This window comes from Gordonia sp. 34D (genome assembly GCF_056682775.1).
Map to the genome: position 1 here is coordinate 2,221,205 of NZ_CM155293.1, position 23,148 is coordinate 2,244,352.

20 protein-coding genes are annotated in these 23,148 nt (G+C 64.0%); 7 read left to right on the forward strand and 13 right to left on the reverse strand.

Going from position 1 to position 23,148, the window contains the following annotated elements; genetic code table 11:
* Positions 1 to 88 precede the first annotated feature (88 nt).
* The 4 genes from AC1L34_RS10335 to rpmF form a co-directional block, all read right to left on the reverse strand.
* A complete protein-coding gene (locus AC1L34_RS10335; RefSeq protein ID WP_424296430.1) occupies positions 89 to 1,660 on the reverse strand; it encodes a GMC family oxidoreductase in 1,572 nt (523 codons plus the stop codon).
* Positions 1,660 to 3,165 (reverse strand): aldehyde dehydrogenase family protein, encoded by a 1,506-nt coding sequence (locus AC1L34_RS10340; RefSeq protein WP_424296432.1) that lies wholly within the window; start codon positions 3,163 to 3,165, stop codon positions 1,660 to 1,662. The genes AC1L34_RS10335 and AC1L34_RS10340 overlap by 1 nt, the downstream gene beginning before the upstream one ends.
* Positions 3,155 to 5,302 carry a choline BCCT transporter BetT gene (gene betT / locus AC1L34_RS10345; protein WP_424325150.1) on the reverse strand — a complete coding sequence of 716 codons (2,148 nt, stop codon included), beginning with the start codon at positions 5,300 to 5,302 and terminating at the stop codon, positions 3,155 to 3,157. Before betT ends, AC1L34_RS10340 begins: the two co-directional genes overlap by 11 nt.
* 204 nt (positions 5,303 to 5,506) lie before the next feature.
* Entirely contained in the window at positions 5,507 to 5,680 is a 174-nt protein-coding gene (rpmF, locus tag AC1L34_RS10350; protein ID WP_424296435.1) for a 50S ribosomal protein L32, read from the reverse strand.
* 210 nt (positions 5,681 to 5,890) lie between these two features.
* On the opposite strand from rpmF, the gene AC1L34_RS10355 reads away from it, so the two are divergent.
* On the forward strand, positions 5,891 to 6,838 hold the full coding sequence (locus AC1L34_RS10355) for an AEC family transporter (RefSeq protein WP_424324395.1): 948 nt from the start codon (positions 5,891 to 5,893) through the stop codon (positions 6,836 to 6,838).
* Here the strand turns inward: AC1L34_RS10355 and AC1L34_RS10360 are convergent.
* The 3 genes from AC1L34_RS10360 to AC1L34_RS10370 are packed head-to-tail and all read right to left on the reverse strand — an operon-like array spanning position 6,835 to position 10,967.
* Positions 6,835 to 7,479, reverse strand: coding sequence for a DUF1707 SHOCT-like domain-containing protein (locus tag AC1L34_RS10360; RefSeq protein ID WP_424296439.1), 645 nt, complete (start codon positions 7,477 to 7,479; stop codon positions 6,835 to 6,837). The genes AC1L34_RS10355 and AC1L34_RS10360 overlap by 4 nt on opposite strands.
* Before the next feature lie 52 nt (positions 7,480 to 7,531).
* Complete coding sequence (locus AC1L34_RS10365; RefSeq protein ID WP_424324396.1) at positions 7,532 to 9,517, reverse strand: vWA domain-containing protein; 1,986 nt, start codon at positions 9,515 to 9,517, stop codon at positions 7,532 to 7,534.
* A 7-nt stretch (positions 9,518 to 9,524) separates the two neighbouring features.
* Positions 9,525 to 10,967 (reverse strand): magnesium chelatase ATPase subunit I, encoded by a 1,443-nt coding sequence (locus AC1L34_RS10370; RefSeq protein WP_424296445.1) that lies wholly within the window; start codon positions 10,965 to 10,967, stop codon positions 9,525 to 9,527.
* Between the two features lie 93 nt (positions 10,968 to 11,060).
* Here AC1L34_RS10370 and AC1L34_RS10375 point away from each other — a divergent pair, with 93 nt between their 5' ends.
* Together AC1L34_RS10375 and AC1L34_RS10380 are read left to right on the forward strand one after the other, a co-directional pair.
* Positions 11,061 to 11,645 (forward strand): TIGR03086 family metal-binding protein, encoded by a 585-nt coding sequence (locus AC1L34_RS10375; RefSeq protein ID WP_424324397.1) that lies wholly within the window; start codon positions 11,061 to 11,063, stop codon positions 11,643 to 11,645.
* A gap of 94 nt (positions 11,646 to 11,739) precedes the next feature.
* Positions 11,740 to 13,128, forward strand: a complete 1,389-nt coding sequence (locus AC1L34_RS10380; RefSeq protein ID WP_480034742.1) for a lipase family protein — start codon at positions 11,740 to 11,742, stop codon at positions 13,126 to 13,128.
* 1,572 nt (positions 13,129 to 14,700) lie between these two features.
* Here the strand turns inward: AC1L34_RS10380 and AC1L34_RS10385 are convergent.
* The gene (locus AC1L34_RS10385) at positions 14,701 to 15,201 is read right to left on the reverse strand and encodes a hypothetical protein (RefSeq protein WP_480034743.1); all 501 of its coding nucleotides are present in this window, start codon (positions 15,199 to 15,201) and stop codon (positions 14,701 to 14,703) included.
* A 416-nt stretch (positions 15,202 to 15,617) separates the two neighbouring features.
* Between AC1L34_RS10385 and AC1L34_RS10390 the strand changes: the two genes are divergently transcribed.
* A complete protein-coding gene (locus AC1L34_RS10390; RefSeq protein WP_480034744.1) occupies positions 15,618 to 16,514 on the forward strand; it encodes a lipase family protein in 897 nt (298 codons plus the stop codon).
* Positions 16,515 to 16,521: 7 nt separating this feature from the next.
* On the opposite strand, the gene AC1L34_RS10395 is transcribed toward AC1L34_RS10390, so the two are convergent.
* Positions 16,522 to 17,403 carry a TauD/TfdA dioxygenase family protein gene (locus AC1L34_RS10395; RefSeq protein WP_424295581.1) on the reverse strand — a complete coding sequence of 294 codons (882 nt, stop codon included), beginning with the start codon at positions 17,401 to 17,403 and terminating at the stop codon, positions 16,522 to 16,524.
* 199 nt (positions 17,404 to 17,602) lie between these two features.
* Positions 17,603 to 17,995, reverse strand: a complete 393-nt coding sequence (locus AC1L34_RS10400; protein ID WP_424325207.1) for a YchJ family protein — start codon at positions 17,993 to 17,995, stop codon at positions 17,603 to 17,605.
* Positions 17,996 to 18,088: 93 nt separating this feature from the next.
* Here AC1L34_RS10400 and AC1L34_RS10405 point away from each other — a divergent pair, with 93 nt between their 5' ends.
* The 3 genes from AC1L34_RS10405 to AC1L34_RS10415 are packed head-to-tail and all read left to right on the forward strand — an operon-like array spanning position 18,089 to position 20,105.
* Complete coding sequence (locus tag AC1L34_RS10405) at positions 18,089 to 18,469, forward strand: GntR family transcriptional regulator (protein ID WP_424293676.1); 381 nt, start codon at positions 18,089 to 18,091, stop codon at positions 18,467 to 18,469.
* Positions 18,466 to 19,392 (forward strand): ABC transporter ATP-binding protein, encoded by a 927-nt coding sequence (locus AC1L34_RS10410; protein ID WP_424324223.1) that lies wholly within the window; start codon positions 18,466 to 18,468, stop codon positions 19,390 to 19,392. The genes AC1L34_RS10405 and AC1L34_RS10410 overlap by 4 nt, the downstream gene beginning before the upstream one ends.
* Complete coding sequence (locus AC1L34_RS10415; RefSeq protein WP_480034745.1) at positions 19,389 to 20,105, forward strand: hypothetical protein; 717 nt, start codon at positions 19,389 to 19,391, stop codon at positions 20,103 to 20,105. Before AC1L34_RS10410 ends, AC1L34_RS10415 begins: the two co-directional genes overlap by 4 nt.
* A 12-nt stretch (positions 20,106 to 20,117) precedes the next feature.
* Here AC1L34_RS10415 and AC1L34_RS10420 read toward each other — a convergent pair whose 3' ends face one another.
* From AC1L34_RS10420 to purN, 3 genes are read right to left on the reverse strand one after another with little or no spacing between them, the layout of a single operon-like run.
* Positions 20,118 to 20,867 carry a sulfite exporter TauE/SafE family protein gene (locus tag AC1L34_RS10420; protein ID WP_424293683.1) on the reverse strand — a complete coding sequence of 250 codons (750 nt, stop codon included), beginning with the start codon at positions 20,865 to 20,867 and terminating at the stop codon, positions 20,118 to 20,120.
* On the reverse strand, positions 20,864 to 22,435 hold the full coding sequence (purH, locus tag AC1L34_RS10425) for a bifunctional phosphoribosylaminoimidazolecarboxamide formyltransferase/IMP cyclohydrolase (protein WP_480034746.1): 1,572 nt from the start codon (positions 22,433 to 22,435) through the stop codon (positions 20,864 to 20,866). Before purH ends, AC1L34_RS10420 begins: the two co-directional genes overlap by 4 nt.
* The gene (gene purN, locus AC1L34_RS10430; protein WP_424293684.1) at positions 22,432 to 23,013 is read right to left on the reverse strand and encodes a phosphoribosylglycinamide formyltransferase; all 582 of its coding nucleotides are present in this window, start codon (positions 23,011 to 23,013) and stop codon (positions 22,432 to 22,434) included. Before purN ends, purH begins: the two co-directional genes overlap by 4 nt.
* Positions 23,014 to 23,148: the final 135 nt, after the last annotated feature.

A 23,148-nucleotide genomic window follows, 5' to 3' on the forward strand; every position in this document is an offset into this window, starting at 1 on the left:
TAGCATCCGGCACACACCAGGGCTGTTTGCGAGGCGAAACGTCGACGGTCGAGCGCGGCACGCGGCCGCGCTCGACGACGTGGCGCCCCTATCCCCGAATCATCTCCGCACACTTCTCCCCGACCATCATCACGGTGATGTTGGGGTTCACCGAGGTGTGCTCGGGGAAGATCGAAGCGTCGGCGACCCGCAGACCGTCGACGCCCTTGACCCGCAGCTCGGCGTCGACGGGCGCATGGTCGGACGAGCCCATCGCGGCTGTACCAACCGGGTGGTAGACGGTGTTGTGGGTGCGCATGATGTACTTCGTCAACTCGGCATCGCTGTTGTTGTCCGGGCCGGGGAACAGTTCCCGACCCGCCCAGTCGGCCATCGCGGGCTGCTTCACGATCTCCCGCGCGCGTCGGATGCCCTCGGTCATGATCCGCATGTCGTAGCCCTCGGGATCGCTGAAGTACTTCGGATCCACCAGCGGCTTGTCGCGGAAGTCGCGCGAGGCCAGGCGCACCGTGCCGCGCGAGCGCGCGTGCGTCACATTGGGCGTCAGGCAGAAGGCGTTGTCGACGGTCGGGAAGCCGCGGCGCACCGTGTGCATGTCGAACGGCACGCTGCCGTAGTGCATCATCAGGTCCGGCCGGTCGAGGCCACTGTCGACCATGTCGAAGATCCCGATCTCCCACCACTGGGTGGAGTCGGTGACCATCGGCTGCTTGGCCTCCCACGAGAGAACGCCCTCGGGATGGTCCTGCAGATTGCTGCCGACGCCCGGCGAATCGAGCAGCACCTCGACGCCACGGCCGGCGAGGTGCTCGGCCGGGCCGATGCCCGAGAGCATCAGCAGTTTCGGGGTGTCGATCGCGCCTGCCGCCAGAATCAGTTCGCGACCGGCGCGGATGGTCTGGGTCTTGCCGAACTGGTTGTCGACCACCTCGACACCGACGCACCGCAGGCCGTCGAAGATCAACTTCTTGGCACGCAGCCCGGTGAGAAGGGTGAAGTTCGCACGGTCGACGATCGGGTGGATGTACGAGACCGACGACGACGACCGGGTGCCGTCCGTGCGCGAGTTGATCTGGAAGAAGTTGGCGCCGGAGGTCACGGTGGTACCGGTGTTGAACTTGACCGTCGGAATGCCGAACTCGCTCGCGGCCTCCAGCAGCGCGACGCCGCACGGGTCCACCGGCGGGACGTTCATCAGGTGGACCGGTCCACTGTCGCCGTGGTGCGGCGCGTCGGGTCCAGCGTCTTCGTTGGTCTCCAAGCGCTTGAGCACCGGCCACATGGCTTCCGCATTCCAGCCGGTGGCGCCGAACTTGCTCTCCCACTCGTTCAGGTCCTCGGCGGGCGGCCAGAACGCGATGCACGAGTTGTGCGACGAACAGCCGCCGAGCACCTTGGCGCGGGCATGCCGCATGAAGGAGTTGCCATTGGGTTGCGGCTCGATCGGGTAGTCCCAGTCGTAGCCCGACTCCAACAGTTCCATCCACCGGTTTAGCTGGAGCACCTCGGGGATGCCGCGATCATCCGGGCCCGCCTCGATCAGCGCCACGGTGACCGACGGGTCCTCCGACAGCCGTGCGGCCGCCGCACACCCGCCGGATCCGCCGCCGACGACGACGTAGTCGAACTCCCTGATCCCTGCCTCAGACACTGTGCTCATCAGCCTTCCTCGTGAGTCCGGTCGGCGAACCATCCGGTGACCGCCGGTGCAATGTTGTGATAGACGTGCTTGGCTTCGCGGTACTCGTCGAGTCCCGTCGGCCCCAGTTCCCGGCCCACGCCGGACTGCCCAAAACCGCCCCATTCCGCCTGCGGCAGGTAGGGGTGGAAGTCGTTGATCCAAATGGTTCCGTGCCGCAGGCGGTTGGCGACCCGCTGTGCGCGGCCAGCGTCCTGTGTCCAGACCGCACCGGCGAGACCGTAGACGGTGTCGTTGGCGATACGAACGGCGTCGTCCTCATCGGTGAATGTCTCGACGGTGACGACGGGGCCGAACGCTTCGTCGACGACGACCGACATGCCCTGCTTGACGTTGTCGATGATGGTCGGCAGGTAGTAGAAGCCAGCGTCGAGGTCGGAGGTACCGGACTGACCGGTCGCGAACTCGCCACCGCATCGGACGCGGGCACCTTCGGCGACCCCGGCTTGCACGTAGGCGTGAACCTTGTCGCGGTGCTCGGCAGAGATCAGCGGGCCGGTCTCGGCGGCATCGTCGAATGGTCCGCCGAGCACAATCCCGCGAGCCCGGGCGACGAGTTCGTCAACGAACCGTTCGGCGATCGACTCGTGCACAATCAGTCGCGCACCCGCCGAACAAACCTGGCCCGAGTGTACAAACGCCCCGTTGAGCGCGTTGTCGAGGGCGGCGTCGAAGTCGGCGTCAGCAAAAATCACGTTGGGGTTTTTGCCACCGAGTTCGAGAGCAACCTTCTTGACTGTGCCCGCAGCGCTCGCCGCAATCACCCGGCCCGTGACCAGGCCACCGGTGAACGACACCAGGTCGACGTCCGGGTGCGACGACAGCGGCGCACCCGCAGTCACGCCAGCGCCGGTGACCAGGTTGGCAACACCCGCGGGCAAGCCCAACTCGTCAAGCAACTGCATCGTCAGGATCGCTGTGTGCGGGGTCAGTTCTGCGGGCTTCAACACGAAGGTGCAGCCTGCAGCGATGGCCGGGGCAATCTTCCACGCCGCCTGCAACAGCGGGTAGTTCCACGGTGTGATGAGCCCGCACACGCCCACCGGCTCGTACTGGATGCGACTGACGACCTCGGCCGATCCGGCATCCACCAACCGGCCCGCGTCCTGGGCGCCGATGTCCGCGAAGTAGTCGAAGCAAGCGGCGATGTCGTCCATGTCGAGGCGTGCCTCAAGCATCCGCTTGCCCGTGTCGAGAGCTTCCGCGCGCGCGAACTCCTCACGACGCTCGCGGATACCCGCAGCCACCTTTCGGAGCAGGGCGCAACGCTCCGGTGCCGGGACCGACGACCAACGACCGTCGTCGAATGCCCGACGCGCTGCCGCGATCGCCAATTCGGTGTCGTCCCCGGTGGCCTCACTGATGGTGGCAACGAGCGTGCCGTCGGCCGGGCAACGGATCTCCCGCGTTCCGCCAGCGGAAGCACCGGTCCACGCACCGTCGATGAATAGGGTTTTAGGGCTCACGGACCGTCTCCTCTTCCAAGGGGTCTTCAACATCGGTTAGCTCAAAGTCGCCAGACCAATCCAGGGTGGCTTCGGATTCCACGGGCTCAGATTCCGCGTCGCCCACAGAATGCAGGTACTGAATGTGCCGTTCATAGTGGTCGAGCACGTTGGAACTGATCTGTTCCTTGGTGAAGCCGAAGACGTCGAACCCTTCGCTGCCGAGCGCGGTGAACACTTCGAGGCGGTAGAACACATCGGACGGTTCCGGGCTCATCCCGAACACCGGCGTCGGATGCTGCGTTGGGTACACCTGGTAATGGAATGGCTTCTTACCGTTGAACGACACGTCCAAGTGATAGGAAACCATGTCGTACGCTTCCACCTCCGTTGAACCCACCGACGCATTCATGTCTGTCTTGGTGAGTTCTGCGGCCACATCGCGCAACGCCGGGGCGACGGTGTTCTCGGTGAACCGTCGGACGTCGTTCACGTTGGGATACCGCACGGCGCGCGCAGCACGCTGGCGCCAGTTCAAGGCTGTACCGCCGGACGAACGGTGCGAAAGTGCCCGACTCAGCGCACTTTGACGCGAATCAATCCAGCCCGCTTCCACCTGCAATGCGCGGAAAAGACCCAGCATGATCAGCAGAATCACCACCGCAAACGGCAGACCCATAATCACTGTCGCCTGCTGCAGCGTCGTAATGCCGCCGATCATCAGCATCGCCAAGGTCAGCAGGCCAGTCGCGAACGCCCAAAATACGCGCAGCCATTTGGGTCCGTCAGTGTCGTTGTCCTCGATGCGTGACGAGAAGTGCGCCATCACCAACGCGCCCGAGTCGGCACTTGTGATGTAAAACAGCAGGCCGGTGAAAGTCGCGACAACCACCAGCAGCGGGGCGGCCGGATACTCGTGGAGCAGGGCGTAGAAACCCTTTTCCGGCGTGTCGATCGCCGTCGTCTCGAACGCCTTCCCTTCAGCGCCGCCGCGACGAACAATCTCTAACGCGCTGTTGCCGAAGATCGAAATCCACACCCCGATGAACATGAACGGCACGATCAGCGTGCCCGACACGAACTGTCGGATGGTGCGCCCGCGCGAGATGCGCGCCAGGAACAGTCCGACAAACGGGGCCCATGCGATCCACCAAGCCCAGAAGAACAGGGTCCAACTGGCCATCCATTCTTCGGGGTAGTCGTAGGCCATGGTGTCTAGTGCCATGCCGGGGAACCGCGAGGCGAAGTCGCCTAGGTTTTGGACGAGGCTGTTCATGAGGAACGTCGTCGACCCGGCGATGAGGACGAACAGCATCAACCCGACGGCGATGAGGACATTGGCCTCCGACAGTCGCTTCACGCCTTTATCGACGCCGAGCACCGCGGAAAGTGTGGCCACCGCGACGGCGACGGCGATCAGTCCCGCTTGGGCCCACGTGCTTTCCGGTATCCCGAAGAGATCATCGAGTCCCACGTTGAGCTGTGCGACGCCGATGCCCAAGCTGGTCGCGAGACCGAAGATGGCACCGAGGAGGGCCGCAATGTCGACGGTGTCGCCAAGCAAGCCCTTCACCCGGTCGCCGAAGATCGGCTGCAGCGCCGATCGGAGACTCAGGGGCTGGTTATAGCGGTACGAGAAGTATGCGAGCGCCATGCCGATCAGTGCGTATAAGCCCCAACCCATGAGGCCGTAGTGGAACAGCGTCCAGACGACCGCTTGCCGCGTGGACTCCAACGTTCCGCCTTCACCCACCGGTGGTAACGCGCGCTGAAACACCGGCTCGGCGACCGAGAAGAACATCAGGTCGATGCCGATGCCAGCCGCGAACAGCATGGCAGTCCAGGAGAAGACGCTGTAAGTCGGCTTGGAGTGGTCGGGGCCTAACTTCACACGCCCAACCCTCGAGACCGCCGCCCAAATGACGAACACGAGAACGACGGTCACCACCAGGATGTAGAACCATCCAAGTTCGCGAGCGACCCATCCGACAGCGGTACCGATTATCCGATCGGCACCTTCTTGATCGATGAGCGCCCAGATAATGATCCCGAGGATTCCTGCGCCGGATCCAAAGAACACGGTCTTGTTGACCTGTACGTTCTTTTTGTCCCGTGCGCCGTTTTGCCCAGCATCCATTGATTGAGTTGTTGAAGCCACGACCACATCCCTGACAAACTTCGCATTAGTTACGTATGACCCAAAGTATCGACTACTTCAAACCTACTGGGTGCGAATCCTCAGTTTGCTTGGCCCCATGAGTTCGAGACCTCACCGTGACTGGTATCAGCCTCGCAAATACCAAAAAAGCTGTGCCCGACGATTTCTCGTCGGGCACAGCTTTCTAAGCTTTGACGCTAGCGTTTAGCGGCGGTCGAGGTCGACCAAGCCGAGCTTCGCGGCCTTGACCAGGCGACGCGGGATACGCTGCGAAACGCCGTTGATCTTCTCTTCTTGCAGTGTGACGTTGTCGGCCTTCCACTGCGAACGACGACTGCGGGTGTTGGCCCGCGACATCCGGCGCTTGGGTACTGCCATGGTTCCAGCCCTTCTCTTACCTGGTGCGGGTGGGATTCGGGAGGAAGCCCCGATCCGCCAAACCCACTGATCGCTTGGTCACCACGGCATAGCGACCGCGGCACACAACCAGACCAGATTAGCCGCACGAGGGGCTGCGACGCAAAACGCCAGGGGTTGGCTGGGCCACAATATTTCGCGACCGTGCTATCGCGGGCATAGGTTCGACGAGTGTCAGGCGTCGTCTCCGGGTTTACCGTTATCTTTCTTGTCGTCGCGCTCGGCTACCTTTTGGGCCGGACCGGCAGCCTCGGCGAGCACGCGTCGTCGGTCCTGGCACGCCTTGTCTTCTTCGTCTGCACGCCGGCACTGCTCATCCATTCTCTCGCCACCAGCGACCTGTCGGTGGTCTTCTCCTCGACCCTGGCGATCGCTTCGGCTTCCGCGCTCATCGTGGGTGCCGCCTATGTGGTGATCGCCCGCCTCTGGCTGCGTCGCGCGGTTCCCGAGTTGGTGATCGGCGCACTGTCGTCGTCGTACGTCAACAGCGTGAATTTGGGATTGCCGATCGCGATCTTTGTGCTCGACGACGCCTCGTTTATCGCGCCGCTTCTGCTGTTCCAGATCGTCTTCTACTCCCCCATCGCGTTGACTGCGCTCGACTTGACTGCCCTTGACCCGGTTGCCGGACCGGGCGGCAAGCGCACGTCGACGTTGAAGACCGCCCTCGTGCCACTGCGGAATCCGATCCTCATTGGTGGCGTGATCGGCCTCGCGGTTTCGCTCGTCGGTTGGACGCCTCCGCAGTCGGTGATGGAGCCGCTCAACATGCTGGGGCAGGCATCGGTGCCGCTCGCGCTCCTGACGTTCGGTCTGACATTGACCGGTGTCGCCGTCTTCAAGAAGGGGCAAAGCCCGCGCCGCGACATCGCCCTCGCGTCGGTGATGAAGATGGTCGCGATGCCGCTGGTGGCGTTCGCCTTGGCGAAGTGGGCGTTCGGCCTCACCGGTCACGCACTGTTCGCACAGGTCGTCATCGCCGCACTTCCGACCGCACAGAACGTCCTCGTCTACGCGACGAGATACCAGCGTGGCGAAGTCCTCGCCCGCGACTCCGCCCTCATGACAACGTTGGTCTCGATCCCGGTCATCGCTCTGATCGCGGCGACGTTGGCCTAACGTGCCCGGCGCGGCCCAATGTGTTCGCCGCGTGGCCGACGTTGGATGTTGATGCTGCCCGCGACTGCCCGTCCCTGCACGACCACCCGGGGAGCGCCCTCACCGCCGGGGCCGGCCGCCGAGCTTTCGACGCCGCCGACGATGCCGTTACCGTGCACTTCCAGCGTCACATCTGGCGGCACCGTGATGTCGATGGTGCCCATGAATGCACGACACTTCACGGTCAGGACGGGGGCGGTGAACTCGGCGTCCCGGAGGTCGAGCGCCACACTGCCCATCGTCGCCTTGACTCGCAGCATGTCGCCGACGACGGCACCGCCGCCCACATCACTGCTCCCGATAAACCCGGTCACCTTTGTCACCGGATTAGCGCCCGACGCACTGACCTGTGTCGCCTTACTGACTTGGGTATTCCCAGTCTGCGACTGGACGGCCACCCGCAACTGATCGATCGGCAGATCGGCCGTCAACAAATCCAGGTCGGCGCGCGTCTGCGCGGCCGCGGCACGACCGGCCCGCTCGGTGTACTCCTCCGGATTCAGCACTCCCAACGACATCGCCGCCGACAGATACGAATGGGTGTGCTCCCGATCGGCATCGCTGACGCGCATGATGGGGGCTGGCTCGCTCTGATCGGTCATGGCCACCAGCCTAATGCCCCCAGCCTAATGCCGTCCCCCCGTTGATTGCCGCCTACGACCGCCGCGCTCGCAGGTAATCTCCCACCACTGCCGCGCCAAGACCGTCCAATTCCGGTGCGACAACGCGGCCGCCGATCCGGCGTGCGATGCGGTCGATGAAGCGGGCCAGACCGGGATCGTCCCCGAGGCGGAAAAACGTGGTCTGCGTTCCCATGCGGGACAGGTGGTCGAGTTCGGCGACGGTCAACCCGATGGTCCGCGGGTGCGGTGGGTAGAAGAAAAACTCTTCACCGTTTGATTCCAGGTGGGCGGTCGGTTCACCGTCGGTGACGATCAGCAGGACCGGTTGCGCGTTCGGGAAGCGACGAAAGTGCCTCTGCGCCAACATGAGTCCGTGGTGCAGGTTGGTGCCCTGCTCCATCCGCGGATCGAGGCCGGTGAGCTTTTCGACGGTGGTGTCGCGGGCGATGCGGCCAAACTCGATGAGGTGCAGTTCGTCGGTCCGGAACCGCGTCGAGATCAACTGATTGAGCGCGAGCGCGGTCCGCTTCATCGGCGTCCAGCGCCCCTCCATCACCATGGAGAACGACGTATCGACCAGCAGGACGACGGCTGCCTGTGTGCGGGCCTCGGTTTCGATGACCTCGATGTCGCCGACGTCGATCCGGACGCCACTCCCCGCGGCCAGGTCGGCGGCAGCGGATGGATTTTCTGAAACGGTTCGCAGCACCGCGTTGGTGACGGTGCGGGTCACGTTCCAGGGTTGGGTATCGCCGAACTGCCATTCGCGGGTGCTACCTGTCGGTTCGCCGAGTCGGCCAGCCTGATCTGCATCCCGGTCACCGCCGCGCGCCGACAACTGCTGCGCGATGTCACGCAAGATCGCCTGGCCCAGCCGGCGCATCGCCTTCGGGCTCAGTCGCGTCTTCCCGTCCGGCGTGCGGTCGAAGTAGCCTTCCTCACGCATCGCCTTGTCGAGCTCTGCGAGCGTGCGGGCATCGGCGGCGGCTTCGTCACCGAGCTGTCGGGCCAGCGCATCGAGGTCAATATCGTCGAGTTGCGCGCCGGCATATCCCTGCGAGAGCAGCTCGGCGAGGTTCTCAAGGTCAGCGATGTCACGCAGGGCGGCCGCGCCCTCGCCCATCCCCATCGGGTTGTCGCCCGAGAACTGTTGCCCGCCATTCCAATTCAGGTCAGGTCGCGCTTCCTGCAACGCGGCGTCCATCTGCGCGAGCTGCGACATCAACTGCGGCGACCCGAAGGCTTGCGCCGACAACTCAGCCAACTCGGCCTGCTGCTCGGGGGTGAGCGAGTTGAAGAACTGTTGCGCCGCTGCTGAGCGTGCGGCGAGCGAGTCGACGAGTTCCTGGGTGTTCTCTGGGTTCTCGGGGAAGTACTCGCCGTGCTTGTCCATGAACTCTTCGAACTGCTCGGTGGTGTCCTCGCCCCGATTGTGCGCGGCCAACAGCTCGTTCAGGTCGTCGAGCATCTCCGAAATCCGCTGCCGATCCTCATCGGTGGCACCTTCGAGCGCCTCCTTCATGCCGGCGAAACGTTGGTCGAGCGCCTCGCGACCGAGAAGGTCGGAGATCTTGTCGTAATCGGCCTTCGCCTCCGGGCTGCGCCAGTTGTAGTCCGACAGTTCTTTGACGGCCTGCGCCGTGGACGCCGGGAGGTTCTCAATCTGCATTTCGGCGAACCGTGCGTCGTCGTCTAGGTCGCGCGCGAGCTGCTTGCGTTCATTCAGCACGGCCGAATCGAGGAGTTCGCGGATCTCGTCGAATGTCCCATCCAGATTGCGGTTGCGAAGCAGTTCGCGACGACGCCGATTCGCCATCTCCGCGAGCTTGTCCAGCCCGCGCATGTTTTCACTACCGCGACGCAAATACTCGCGGAGCGCACGGTCGGGCGACGCTCCCGACATCACGTCGTCGCCGATGGCCTCCAGCGCTTCGCGGAGGTCGACCGGTGGTGCCAGCGGGTCGGGCCCGCCGGTATAGCGCCGGTAGGCGGAACGATGAAATCGACGTCGCGTCATGGGTTTGTCACTCTTCGTCTGGAGATTCCACCAGGTAGGTGGTCCGACCGTATTCGTCGGTGTCCTTGCCGATCCGGCGCGCCAAGTACAGGCCTTCGAGAGCGAGTTCGGCGGCGCTGGCCCGCTCGGCGTCTTCGGTGGCGTCGAGCCGGGCCGCAATGTCGTCGAGAAGTGCGGCAACCTCACCGTTGTCGCCGAGTGCGGTCAGCACGTCGGTGGCGGGCACGCGATCGCCAGTCAGGACTTCTTCGCCAGCTTCGAGGGCGGCGACCAGTGGTCGCATATCGACGCCGCCGAGGTGCGCGCGGACGGTGTCGGCGACCGACTTGCGGAGCAGGTAGTCGAGAATCTCGAGTTCGCGGCCTTCTTCGCCGGACTCGAACTCCACCTTGCCGCGCAGGACCTCAATCACCGATTGCAGGTCGACTGGACGGGCGACGGGAAACTCTTCCCGTGCGACTGCCGAGCGGTGCAGCGCCGCCGCCGCGACGGTCTCCGCGCCCGCGATGGAGAAGCGGGCCGAAACGCCCGAGCGCTGGTCGATCGACGGGTGCTCGCGGGCGTAGCGGGTGAAACGCGCGAGGACCTCGATGAGGTAGTCGGGCACGGTCGCGACGAGGTCCGCTTCCTGCTCGATGACGTCCATCTCGTCTTCCAAATCCAGCGGGTAGTGCGTGCGGATCTCGGCACCGAAACGGTCCTTGAGCGGGGTGATGATGCGGCCGCGGTTGGTGTAGTCCTCGGGGTTGGCGCTCGCGGTGACGAGCACGTCGAGCGGCAGTCGGAGGCTGTAGCCGCGGACCTGCACGTCGCGTTCTTCCATCACGTTCAGCATCGACACCTGGATGCGTTCGGCGAGGTCAGGTAGCTCGTTGATGGCGATGATGCCGCGGTGCGACCGCGGGATCAGACCGAAAGCGATGGTTTCCGGATCGCCGAGGCTGCGACCTTCGGCCACCTTCATGGGGTCGACGTCGCCCACCAGGTCGGCGACGGAGGTGTCCGGGGTGGCGAGCTTCTCGCGGTACCGCTCGGTGCGGTGACGCCACGCGATGGGAAGGTCGTCGCCCAGTTCGGCGGCCCGTCGAATCGATGCGGGCAAGATCGGGGTGAAGGGATGCTCGTCGAGGTCGGAGCCGTCGATGACGGGCGTCCACTCGTCGAGCAGCGCGACGAGGGTCCGCAGCAGGCGCGTCTTGCCCTGGCCACGTTCGCCAAGCATCACCACGTCGTGACCGGCGATGAGGGCGCGTTCGAGCTGAGGAAGGACGGTGTCGTCGAAGCCGACGATCCCATCCCACGGGCTTTCGCCCGCGCGCAGTGCGGTCAGCAAGTTGTTCCGGAGTTCATCGCGAATGCTGCGTTCGGTGTGCCCGGAGGCACGGAGTTCGCCGAGAGTCGTGAGAGCCGGTGCAGGAGTGTCGAAATCGGAGACAGCCACGCGTTCCACGCTACCTGTAAACCGATGCTCACTGCGGAAGCCAGGCGATAGTCGCAGGTCCGGGCTACGCTTTTTCCCATCCCTTTCCGATCGGAGCAAGCCATGCCCTGGAACGCCCTTGATATGTACAACAACGGCCTCACCTTCTTTAGCGACATTGTTGCGGCGGTACCCGACGACGGGTGGGCGGTGGCCTCGCCATGCGAGGGATGGTCGGCGCTCGATGTGCTCGGGCACGTAGGCGACGCCACCAACATCGGCACGCGCATTTTGCGTGGCGGCGAACGCGACTTCAATCCGCACAACCCACCATCGTCGGCCATTGACGGCAACGCGGCGCAATGGTGGGCGGCCACCGTCGCCGAGGCCCGCGATGCACTGGCCAACGTGACCGACCTCGACCGCGAAGTCGACAGTCCCGCCGGTCGTCGGAGTGTGCGCGACGGACTGTCGTTCCCGGCGGTCGACCTGTTCCTTCACGGATGGGACCTCGCCGCCTCCTCCGGCCAGCAAGTCACCTTCCCCGCCGAAGCCGTCGAATACATCCGCGGCATCTTCGCCGAAGTTCCCGAAGAGGTGACCCGAAGGCCGGGAGTTTTCGGGCCGGCAGTCGACGTTCCCGCGGGCAGCGACGACACCGCGCAGGTCATTGGGTTCGCCGGACGCGACCCGGCTTGGACGCCGTAACTCGCGTTCGCGTACTTCGTTGGTCTTCGCTCTGTCTGTGCGGGAGCGAAGACCAACGAACTACGCGAAGACCCGAAGCACTAAACTCCTGGTCATGAAACTGGGTGTACTTCTGAGCGTTTCAACGCTTGCCGTGGCCACGCTGATCACTGCCGCGCCTGTGCACGCCGAGCCGCCCCGTCTCACCGCGCCGAATCTTGCGCCACTGCCCGGTTGGGTGGTCGAGGGCGTCGACGAGGTGGTCCCGCCAGCACCCATTCCGCGACTGAAGACCATCCCGCAGCGCGCCTACTCCCCCGGCTACGACCACGCCACGCTGGAATTACGGAATGCGATCCTGCCCGACCCCATCGGCGACGCGATGCTCGACCGCTGGCCGACGAGCCTGGCCAAACGGGCGCCGGGTGCCGTGATCGCGACCCGCGACGTCACCAGCGTCGCCGGGTTCCTGGTGACCGTCCCGATCCGCAGCGCACGGATGTTGAAGTTCCGTTCGACCGATGTGCACGGACAACCGATCCCGGCAACGGCCACGGTCATCGAACCGCGGGCGGCGTGGAAGGGCTCCGGTCCTCGCCCAATCTTGGTGAACAACCTGCCGATTAACGGGCTGGGCACCGAGTGCACCGCCGGGTACACCCTCACCAACGGTTTCTCGGACAAGACCAATCAGACGGACCTCTTTCCGCCGACCACGCAGTTGGCACTGTCCCGCGGGTACACGGTGATCGTGCCCGACCACGAGGGGCCGCGGATGGCCTATGCCGAACCCGAACTCGCCGGGCACATCGTCCTGGACTCGATCCGGGCGGCGGCCAAGTGGAAGCCGTCGAAGTACGCCAAGAGCCGGGTCGCTATCACCGGCTACTCCGGCGGTGCGATCGCGACCAACGGTGCCGCGAAGGTTCTCGGAACCTATGCCCCCGACCTGACCCCGCGCATGGTCGGTGCCGCGCTCGGTGGCGTCCCCGCCGACTTCCGGCTACTGGCACAGGCGATGAACGCGAACGTCGCCACCGGCGTCATGCTGGCCGCGACCCTCGGCATCGCCCGCGAGCGGCCCGAACTGCTGAAGCTGACGAACAACCTCGGCCAGTGGGTCGCGACCTCGGAGTTGAAGAACTCGTGCGGCTCGAACTACGGCCTTGCCGCTCCGCTGCTGTTGCCGGCGCAGATTCTTTCCAGTGACCCCGACCCGTTCAACTCCCCGCTCGCCAACCGGATTTACGAGCTGACTGAGATGGCGGATGTGAAGTCCGATATGCCGCTGTACATCTATCACGGTGCGCAGGAGATCTGGATTCCAGTTCAGGGTGCCCGCAATCTGTACGCCCAACAGTGCAAGCTGGGCGCGAATGCCACCTACCGCGAGGTGCTGGGTGAACACCTCTCGGCAGCGGTGATTGGCTACCCGGAAACCATGGAATGGCTCGACGCGCGGTTGCGCGGCATACCGGCCAAGAGCGAATGCCCGAAACAGTAGATTTCGCAACAGTCCCATTTGCTACGTCCGGTCCAGCTGCCGTCCCAGAATAGCCAGCGAGCTACAGGTCACCAGCGCGGTCGCACACCCCCACCGGATGTCTCCACGTTGGCCCAATCGGGGATTCAAATACGGAACTACCCCGCACTAAACACCGTCGCGCGAGGGCCAACCCGGCGACGCAGGCAACTTGGGCGGCGGAGTAGTCCTCGTAGTCTCGTCCAGGACAGGACCACAGGGACTCTCACCAACAAGGTTCGTCACCCTCGTCGTACGCCAACTCCCGAACACATCGACCTCCGGAGTAGCAGCAGGACCAGACTGTCGGGCAGGTGGAAGATTGTTCTCGTCCTTACTGACCTCGATACGCCTCCCAGAGGGGATCCGCCCTGTCGTCCAGGTTCCATTCCCGAAACCTGCAGTGCCCGAAGTGTCCTGACAAATCACAGCTGAAACCGTCATAGGTGTTCGGCGGACCACATCTTGAACCCAAAAACGGCGAGTGCCTGTTGTCGCGCGCGCCGCCCGAACCTCAAACCACTCGTCGTACTCACCGCGAAAATGACCGGACGGCACATCCACAAAACCGGGAAAAGCCCGCGAAATATCACCAGAAACCCCAGCGCGCTCAACCGACTCAGCAACAGCCCGCAGATAGGTCCCCTCCGACGACATTAAATCCAACGCCTCCGTCGGAGTCCACACCACCGTCCAATCATCAATAACCGGACGCACCGGCACCGACGACGGCGCACTCGACGCAGAATCCGGAGTTGCTGACGAACCACACCCCACCAGAACTGCTCCGGCAATCACCGCTGCAGCGACACCAAACGATGCACGACCCAACTGACGCCGCACTAAACACCGTCCCGAGAAGGCCAACCCGGCCACGCAGGCAACTTCGGCGGCGGAGTATCCCTCGAAGTCTCTCGCCCGTCGGGACCGCAGGGACTCTCATCACCACCGAGGTTCGTCACCCTCGTCGTGAGCCAACTCCCGAACACATCGACCTCCGGCGTCGACGACGAACCCGCCTGCCGAACAGGCGGGACATCCACACCATCCTTACGAACCTCAATACGCCTACCAGGTACCGATCCTCTACTGGTCCAACGACCATTATCGAGACCGGACGTCCCTGAAAAGTCCTGACAAATGATGGCCGACATCGTCCTCGGCGAGGGCCGAACCAAGCTCTCTACCCAAAAACGACGAGTCCCCGTCGACTGCCGAGCCGCCCGAACCTCAAACCACTCGCCGTACTCGCTACGAAAATGACCAGACGGCACATCCACAAAACCAGGAAAAGCCCGCCCAATATCCCCAGAAGCGCCAGCACGCTCAACCGACTCAGCAACAGCCCGCAAATACGTCCCCTCCGAAGACATCAAATCCACCGCCCCAGTCCGAGTCCACACCACCGTCCAATCATCAACGATCGGACGCACCGCCACCGACGACGGCGCACTCGACACAGAATCCGGAGTTGCTGACGAACCACACGCCACCACACTCAATGCTGTGACTGCGGTAAAAAACGCACAAAGCAGCGCGCGGCGCAACTGGTAGTCAGCCATTAGTGATCGTCTCCAAACCCTTAGCCGCGGCAACCTTAATCCAAAACAGATTTTCCGAGCCCATCTTCCGCTTCCAAATCTCGTTCGCTGCGTCCCGCCGATCCTTCAATGTCCGATCTGTATCTGTCGCGTACTTGTAGTCCTTGGTCTTCGTCGATATCTTGCCGGTCTTGGCAAGCTGATCAATCATGATTAGCGCGGCCGTGGATTCGTCATCCTCAGAATTGACGAGGTCCTGAATCGTTTTATAACGACGATCGCCCTCGATGTTATATGGATTCAAAACACCAAGGATGCTCAATTTCAGGTAGGGGTCAGTCGCCGAAATGCTGGTCGCGACAGCAGTCCCAGCAAACGGAACAGCGCCGAACGCCGTCGTCACCACAGACGACACGGCATCGTAATTAGCCGTCTGTTTTGCCGCATCAACCGCCGCGAGATAGCGCCGCTGCTCCTCGGAATTCGTGTACGCACCTTCGGCAGCCCGTTTCATAACTTCTTGAAGGTGCCCATAAACAACAGGGTCCCCTTGACCGCCCTGGGGTTCGCCGCCGTTGTCTGCATAGGTTCGTGCAATCGTGCGGGTCTCGCGCGATCCTCGCCTCTCGGCCCGATCAATCCGCGGCGTGCTCGTCCACAAAGTTCTGGTCGCGCCCAATAAACGCCGCTAGGTGTACGACGGCATCGGCGCCGTATGGCACGGGAAGGCTGGCCCCTACTGGCCCGACCCACGAAGAGCGTCTTCCAGTCGCATGCCTTCGAGAAGTTGCTGGTCACCGTAAGCCCCGTCCCACGTTCGCGTACTTCGTTGGTCTTCGCTCCGTCTGTGCGGGAGCGAAGACCAACGAACTACGCGAAGACCCCAAGCACTAAACTCCTGGTCATGAAACTGGGTGTACTCCTAAGCGTTTGAACAACCTGCCCATTAATGGCCTGGGCACCGAGTGCACCGCCGGGTACACCCTCACCAACGGGTTCTCGGACAAGACCAACCAGACGGACCTGTTTCCGCCGACCACCCAACTGGCACTCTCGCGCGGGTACACGGTGATCGTGCCCGACCACGAGGGGCCGCGGATGGCCTACGCCGAACCCGAACTCGCCGGGCACATCGTCCTCGACTCGATCCGGGCGGCGGCCAAGTGGAAGCCGTCGAAGTACGCCAAAAGCCGGGTCGCTATCACCGGCTACTCCGGCGGTGCGATTGCGACCAACGGGGCAGCGAAGGTCCTCGGAACGTATGCGCCCGATCTGACTCATCGGATGGTCGGTGCCGCACTCGGTGGTGTCCCCGCTGATTTCCGGCTACTGGCACAGGCGATGAACGCGAACGTCGCCACCGGCGTGATGCTGGCCGCGACCCTCGGCATCGCCCGCGAGCGGCCCGAACTGCTGAAGCTGACGAACAACCTCGGCCAGTGGGTCGCGACCTCGGAGTTGAAGAACTCGTGCGGCTCAAACTACGGTCTTGCGGCCCCGCTGCTTCTGCCGGCGCAGATCCTCTCCAGTGACCCCGACCCGTTCAACTCCCCGCTCGCCAACCGGATTTACGAGCTGACTGAGATGGCGGATGCGAAGTCCGATATGCCGCTGTACATCTATCACGGTGCGCAGGAGATCTGGCTTCCAGTTCAGGGTGCCCGCAATCTGTACGCCCAGCAGTGCAAGCTGGGTGCGAACGCCACCTACCGCGAGGTGCTGGGTGAACACCTCTCGGCAGCGGTGATTGGCTACCCGGAAACCATGGAATGGCTCGACGCGCGGTTGCGCGGCATACCGGCCAAGAGCGAATGCCCGAAACAGTAGTCCAGCCTTAAACCCCCACCGGGATGTCGCCACGGAGCGTCACCCGATGCATGCGACGGCGCTCGGTGTAGTCGCGGTTCGCGTAATGCAGCGTGGAACGGTTGTCCCACAACACCACATCGCCAAGCTGCCACCGGTGTCGGACGATGTGCTCGGGTTTGGTGATGTGCGCGTAGAAAGCGTCGAGCAGGCCGCGGCTTTCCGCGTCCGACACGCCCTCGATGTGCGACGTGAAACCAGGATTGACGAACAGCGTTTTGCGGCCCGATTCCGGATGGACGCGCACCACCGGATGTCGTACCGGCTCCAGGTCGGTAACTCGACCACCGTCCCACTCGTTGCCTTGCCCGCCGCGGCGATGCCGCAGGTAGTAGCCGAATTCGCGGGTGCCGTCGTGCAGGGCAAACAGCTCATCCGCCAGTCGTTGCAGCGGCGACGACAGCGATGCGTACGCGGCCTCCCCGTCGGCCCAGTTGGTGTCACCGCCGAGGCTCGGCAAAATCAGCGGGCGCAAGATCGACGCGGCCGGCGGTCGTGCCATGAACGTGACGTCGGTGTGCCAGGTGTCGGCGAAGCCGTCCAGCGTGCTGTCGAGGGAGTACACCTCGTCGGGCACGTCGCCGCTGTCCCACACCGGATGCCCGGTCGTCACCTCGCCCAGCCTGCGCGCAAACGCAATGTGCTCGGCGTCGTCGATGTGCTGGTCGTGCAACACCAAGACTTTGTGTTCGACGAGGGCCGCGCGGATGTCGGCGATCTGATTGTCGGAGGCTGAGGCGATCTCGATGCCGGAAACCTCGGCACCGATGTGCGGGCCGAGTCGATTGATATCGATGGTTTGGCGAATGGGTTCGACCGCGGTGTGGCGAAGCTCTGCTGTGGTGGTCACCCTCCAACATCTACGGCCCCACCAGCTGCCCGCCCACCCAAAAACCCGCGGCGGCTTTAACCCGCTTCGTATTTGAATCCCCTATAGCGAGACATCCAGCGAATAATTGGGAAAATTGGCCAAATCGGGGATTCAAATACGAGCGACCCCGGACGGACTCCCCAGCCAGCCCACGTTCGCGAACGCTTCGACTACGGAGCTACCCCACCACCCCATCGACGTACAGCCACGCGCCGTCGACGCGTTCAAAGCTGCTGCGTTCGCGCAACTCCCCACGACCGGCGGCGTCGCGATAGGTGGCGGTGAAGGCGACGATGCCGGTCTGGTGGAAGGGCGAACCGTCGACGGTTTCGAGAATCTCTAGATGCAGCCAGCGGGTGTCGCTGTCAAGATCGAGGTCGGCGGGGCGCGTCGTCGGATGCCAAGTGGCGAGAAGGTGCGCTTCGTCGCCGAGCGCGAATGCGGTAAACCTGCTGCGCATCAATGCTTCTGCCGTCGGCGCGAGCTTCCCTTCACCCAGGCCGGCCAGGTATCGCCCACAGCAGTCCGACAGGATTTCGCCCGAACCGCACGGGCAGCGACCGTTCTTCACAATTGCCAAATCTACCCTTGACATTCCCGCCAGTTAGTTACATGGTTAGTTAGTCGAGTAACTAACCAATGAAGCAGAGCGAGGAGGTGCCACATGATTGACGATGGCCGGGCAATTTTTCAACAGATTGCCGACAGCGTCGCCGATTCGATCGTCGACGGCAGCCTCGGTGAAGAAACCCGCGCACCCTCCACCAACGAGCTCGCGGCCTTCTACCGAATCAATCCGGCAACCGCGGCGAAGGGCATCAACCTCCTCGTTGAGCAGGGCGTCCTCTACAAGAAACGCGGTGTCGGCATGTTCGTCGCCGACGGTGCCCGCGCCGCCCTTCGGAGACGACGACGCGAAGCCTTCGCCGACAGCTATTTGACGCCGCTGCTGACCGAAGCACACAGGCTCGGACTCACCCCCGACGACGTCATCACCCTCATCCACGAACGCTCATCCACCGCACCCGAAGGAGACCGGCCATGACCATCACCACCGGCTCGCCCGCCATCAGTGCCCGCGGCCTCACGAAAACCTACGGCTCCACCACTGCCCTCGACGACGTCACGTTCAACATCCCCGAGCACATCATCTGCGGCCTCTTCGGCCGCAACGGCGCAGGCAAGACGACGCTCATGTCGATCCTGACCGCGCAGAACTTCGCGACCGCCGGCGAGGCCCTAATCTACGGGGAGCACGCCTACGAGAACTCCTCGGTGCTCCCCCGACTCTGCTTCGTCCGCGAATCGCAGCGCTACCCGGAGGACTCACAGCCGGACCAGGTGTTCGCGATGGCACGACTGTTCTTCCCGAACTGGAACCAAGACCTCGCCGATCAACTGATCGCGGACTTCGACCTCCCGATATGCCGCCGGATCAAGAAAATGTCGCGGGGCCAGCGGTCGGCCGTCGGGGTCATCATCGGCCTCGCATCGCGCGCCGACGTGACCTTCTTCGACGAGCCATACCTCGGCCTCGACGCCGTGGCCAGGCAAATCTTCTACGACCGCCTCATCGCCGACTACAGCGAGTCCCCGCGCACCATCTTGCTGTCGAGCCACTTGATCGACGAGGTCGCGAACCTCCTCGAGCACGTCCTGGTGGTCGACGACGGTCGCCTGGTTTTGGATCGCTCGGCCGACGATCTGCGCGGCATGGCGTTCACCGTCGTTGGCCCGGCCGATGCCGTCGACACCTTCGTCGGCGACCGCGAAGAACTCCATCGGGAACGTCTCGGCGGCACAGCGTCAGTTACCGCCATGGGCCAGTTGACGTCGTCCGACGAGGCACGACTGTCGTCGCTAGGCCTGTCGATGTCGCCGGTGTCGTTGCAGGAGTTGATCGTTCGTCTCACCACTCGCACCGACCGACGCGAGTCCGCCATCAATTCAATGGGAGCCCAGTCATGACCACCGTCCTGACCACGCGGACCGCGAATGTGGTTCGCATGCAATTAATCAACCGGAAGATCTTCATCTGGTTGCCGTTGATCATTCTTGCCGGAGCGTTCGCGGTGTCGATGATCATCTACGGCGCGATCTACGCATCCGTCGACGACATCACCGAACCCATGTACGGCGGCGGGTCGCAGGCACCGCTCTGGTACTTCGCGGTCATCGGGATTCAGGCGATGTCCATGACGTTCCCGTTCTCGCAGGCCATGAGTGTCTCTCGACGCGAGTTCTACGTCGGAACCACCATGACTGCCGTGCTGGCGTCACTCGGCTTCGCCCTGCTGTACCTGGTGGGCGGTCTCATCGAGAAGGCCACCAACGGGTGGGGCATCGACGGCTACTTCTTCGCCGTCCCATGGATTTGGGGCCAAGGCGCGGCGGTCGCGACGCTGCTGTACTTCATGGCACCGATGCTGACCTTCACGATCGGCTTCTTCGCCGCCACCATCTACAAGCGGTACGGCATCACGGCGCTCGTCCTGATCGGCGTCGCCCTGGCCCTGGTCATCGCGCTCTCTGTCCTTGGCACCAGCCTCGGTGGCGGATGGCCGGCGGTCGGACGATGGTTCATGGATCTGACGCCGCTCAAGGTTGGCGGCTACGGCCTGGCGGTGACTGCGGTGCTGTCGGGCATCTCGTTCGCCGCGATCCGCCGGGCAATCCCCTAACCGAGCAAGCCGCTAGCCCGACACGCCCAACCACACGGCCAACCCGATCCCGCTCAGCCCAATCACGATCCGCAGGGGCTGGGCGGGCAGTCGTGCGACGAGGGGCGGACCGATCCAGCCGCCCAGCAGGCAACCGATACCCATCGCGATCGCGGCGGGCCAGTGGACCGGACCGAAGATGATGAAGGCAATGGCGGCGACGGCGTTGGCGACACCCAGGAGCGCCGACTTCAGCAGTACTGAATGCCACAGCGGCAGCGACGTCAACAGCATCGCGAAGGCCAGAAAGATGACGCCTGCACCGGCACCGAAGTAGCCGCCGTAGATCGAGACGACGAAGACCGCCGCCGACCACAGGTTGGGGCGGTCACCGCCTTTTTGTACCCATTGCCGCAGGTAAGGCTGCAAGAGCAGCGCAATAGACGCGAGCCCAACCAGATAGGGGACGGTGTAGCCAAATGCTTCCGGCGGGGCCAACAGCAGCAGTCCGGCACCGACGATGCCGCCGGCAATCGCGAACAACGACCACCGCACCAACGACCGCCCGCGCTCCCCGCCGACCAGTTCCCTGCCCGACTTCGCCATGCTCCCAACGCCGACGGCCACCAACGCCACCGTATTGGTGACGTTGGCGGCCAACGGGTTAAGTCCTACCGCTAGGAGTGCCGGATAGCTGACGAGCGACGCCAGCCCGGTCACATACCCGACGACGCCCGCACCGAAACCGGCGAGGACGAGGCCGAGGAGTTCGGCGATGCTCAGTGAGCGAAGTGGCGTGCGCCGGTCAGGTACATCGTGACGCCAGCAGCCTTGGCCGCCTCAATCACTTCGTTGTCACGCACCGATCCGCCGGGCTGGACCACGGCGCGAACGCCGCCGTCGATCAGGACCTGCAGACCGTCCGAGAACGGGAAGAAGGCATCCGATGCGCCGACCGAGCCCTTCGCGCGGTCGCCCGCACGATTGACGGCCAGGTGCGCCGAGTCAACGCGGTTGACCTGGCCCATGCCGACGCCGACGGACGCACCGTCGTGGGCCAGCAAAATGGCGTTCGACTTCACCGCACGGCAAGCACGCCACGCGAAGACGAGGTCGCGCAGGGTCTCCTCGTCGGCGGCTTCGCCGGTCGCGAGGGTCCAGTTGGCGGGATCGTCGCCCTCGGCGTCGATCACATCGCGCTGCTGCACCAGGAGGCCGCCGGAGACGGGTCGCATTTCCAACCCGGTCTCGGTGGGTGCCTGGGCAATCAGGATGCGAATGTTCTTCTTGCGCGACAGCACGTCGACGACGCCATCGGCGTAGCTGGGAGCAATGATGACCTCGGTGAAGATCTCGGCGACCTGCTCGGCCATCTCGATCGACACCTCGCGGTTGGTGGCGATGACGCCGCCGTAGGCGCTGACGGGGTCGGACGCGTGCGCCTTGCGGTGAGCCTCGGCGATATCAGCGCCAACCGCGATCCCACACGGGTTAGCGTGCTTGATGATCGCGACTGCCGGTGCATCGTGGTCGTAAGCAGCACGCCAAGCGGCGTCACCATCGGTGTAGTTGTTGAACGACATCTCCTTGCCGTGCAACTGCTCGGCCTCAGCCAAGCCCGGTGCGGCGTGAGTGTCGACGTACAGCGCGGCCGCTTGATGCGGGTTCTCGCCGTAACGCAGGGTGGCCGAACGAGTCCACGTGGCACCGGCCCACACCGGGAAATCGCTCTCAGCGTCGGGGGCGACAACCGAGCTCATCCACGACGCGACAGCGACGTCGTAGTCGGCGGTGTGGCGGAAGGCCTTGGCGGCCAACTGCTGGCGAGCGGCGAGCGAGAAACCGCCCGCGGCAACTGCGGCAGCAACCTTGTCGTAGTCGGTCGGATCAACCACAACGGCCACCGACGGATGGTTCTTCGCGGCAGCGCGGACCATCGAGGGGCCGCCGATGTCGATCTGCTCGATGCACTCGTCGGGCGTGGCACCCGAGGCGACGGTCTCGGTGAACGGGTACAGGTTTACGATGACCAGCTCAAACGGGGTCACGCCGAGTTCGACGAGCTGCGCCAGGTGGTCTTCCTTGCGGGTGTCGGCGAGGATGCCAGCGTGCACGCGGGGGTGCAGCGTCTTGACGCGCCCCTCGAGGCATTCGGGGAAGCCGGTCAGTTCACTGACCTCGACGACCGGGACGCCAGCGGCGGCGATGGTCTTCGCGGTGGAACCGGTCGAGACGATCTCGACGCCCGCAGCATGCAGGCCGGTCGCGAGCTCGGCGAGCCCACTCTTGTCGTAAACACTGATCAGGGCGCGCTTAACTGCGCGGGCTCCGGATTCGGCGGGTGCATTCACTTGATGTGGGCCTTTCGTCCGTCTGTGACAACGCCACGGGTCACGACCGCGTTCACTACTTCTGGCAGCAAGACGCGTTCGACTTCTTTAATTCGTTCGTGAAGGGTCTCTTCAGAATCGTCGGGCAGCACCTCCACGATGCGCTGCGCGAGGATCGGTCCGGTGTCGACGCCGCCGTCGACCAGATGAACCGTGCTACCGGTGACTTTGACGCCGTATGCGAGGGCGTCGGAAACCCCGTGCGCGCCCGGGAAGGCTGGCAGCAGCGCGGGATGAGAGTTGAGGATCCGACCGCCGAAACGCGCCAGGAAGTCGACACCCAGGATCTTCATGAAACCCGCGGTCACGACCCACTCGGGTGCAAGTTCGGCCACGGCCGCGGTGAGAGCGGCATCCCATGCAGCGCGGTCGGGATAGTCGCGGAGTTCACACAGGACGACGGGAAGCCCGGCGTCGACTGCCCGGTCGGCGGCGGCGCAATCCCGATCGACGACAACCCCAACCACCTGGAACGGTGCGTCGGCAGTAGCGGCGAGGTCGAGAATGGCGGCCATCAACGATCCGGTTCCGGATGCCATGACGACTACGGGCACACGTGCGTCCTGGGCTGATGTCACGCCGTACAGCTTAGTTCCTGCCGTTTCCCAGCGTTGCGGGAGGTCCAAGCTGCTCCTCGATACACTCCCTCGCTCCGCTCAGTCGCTACTCGGAGA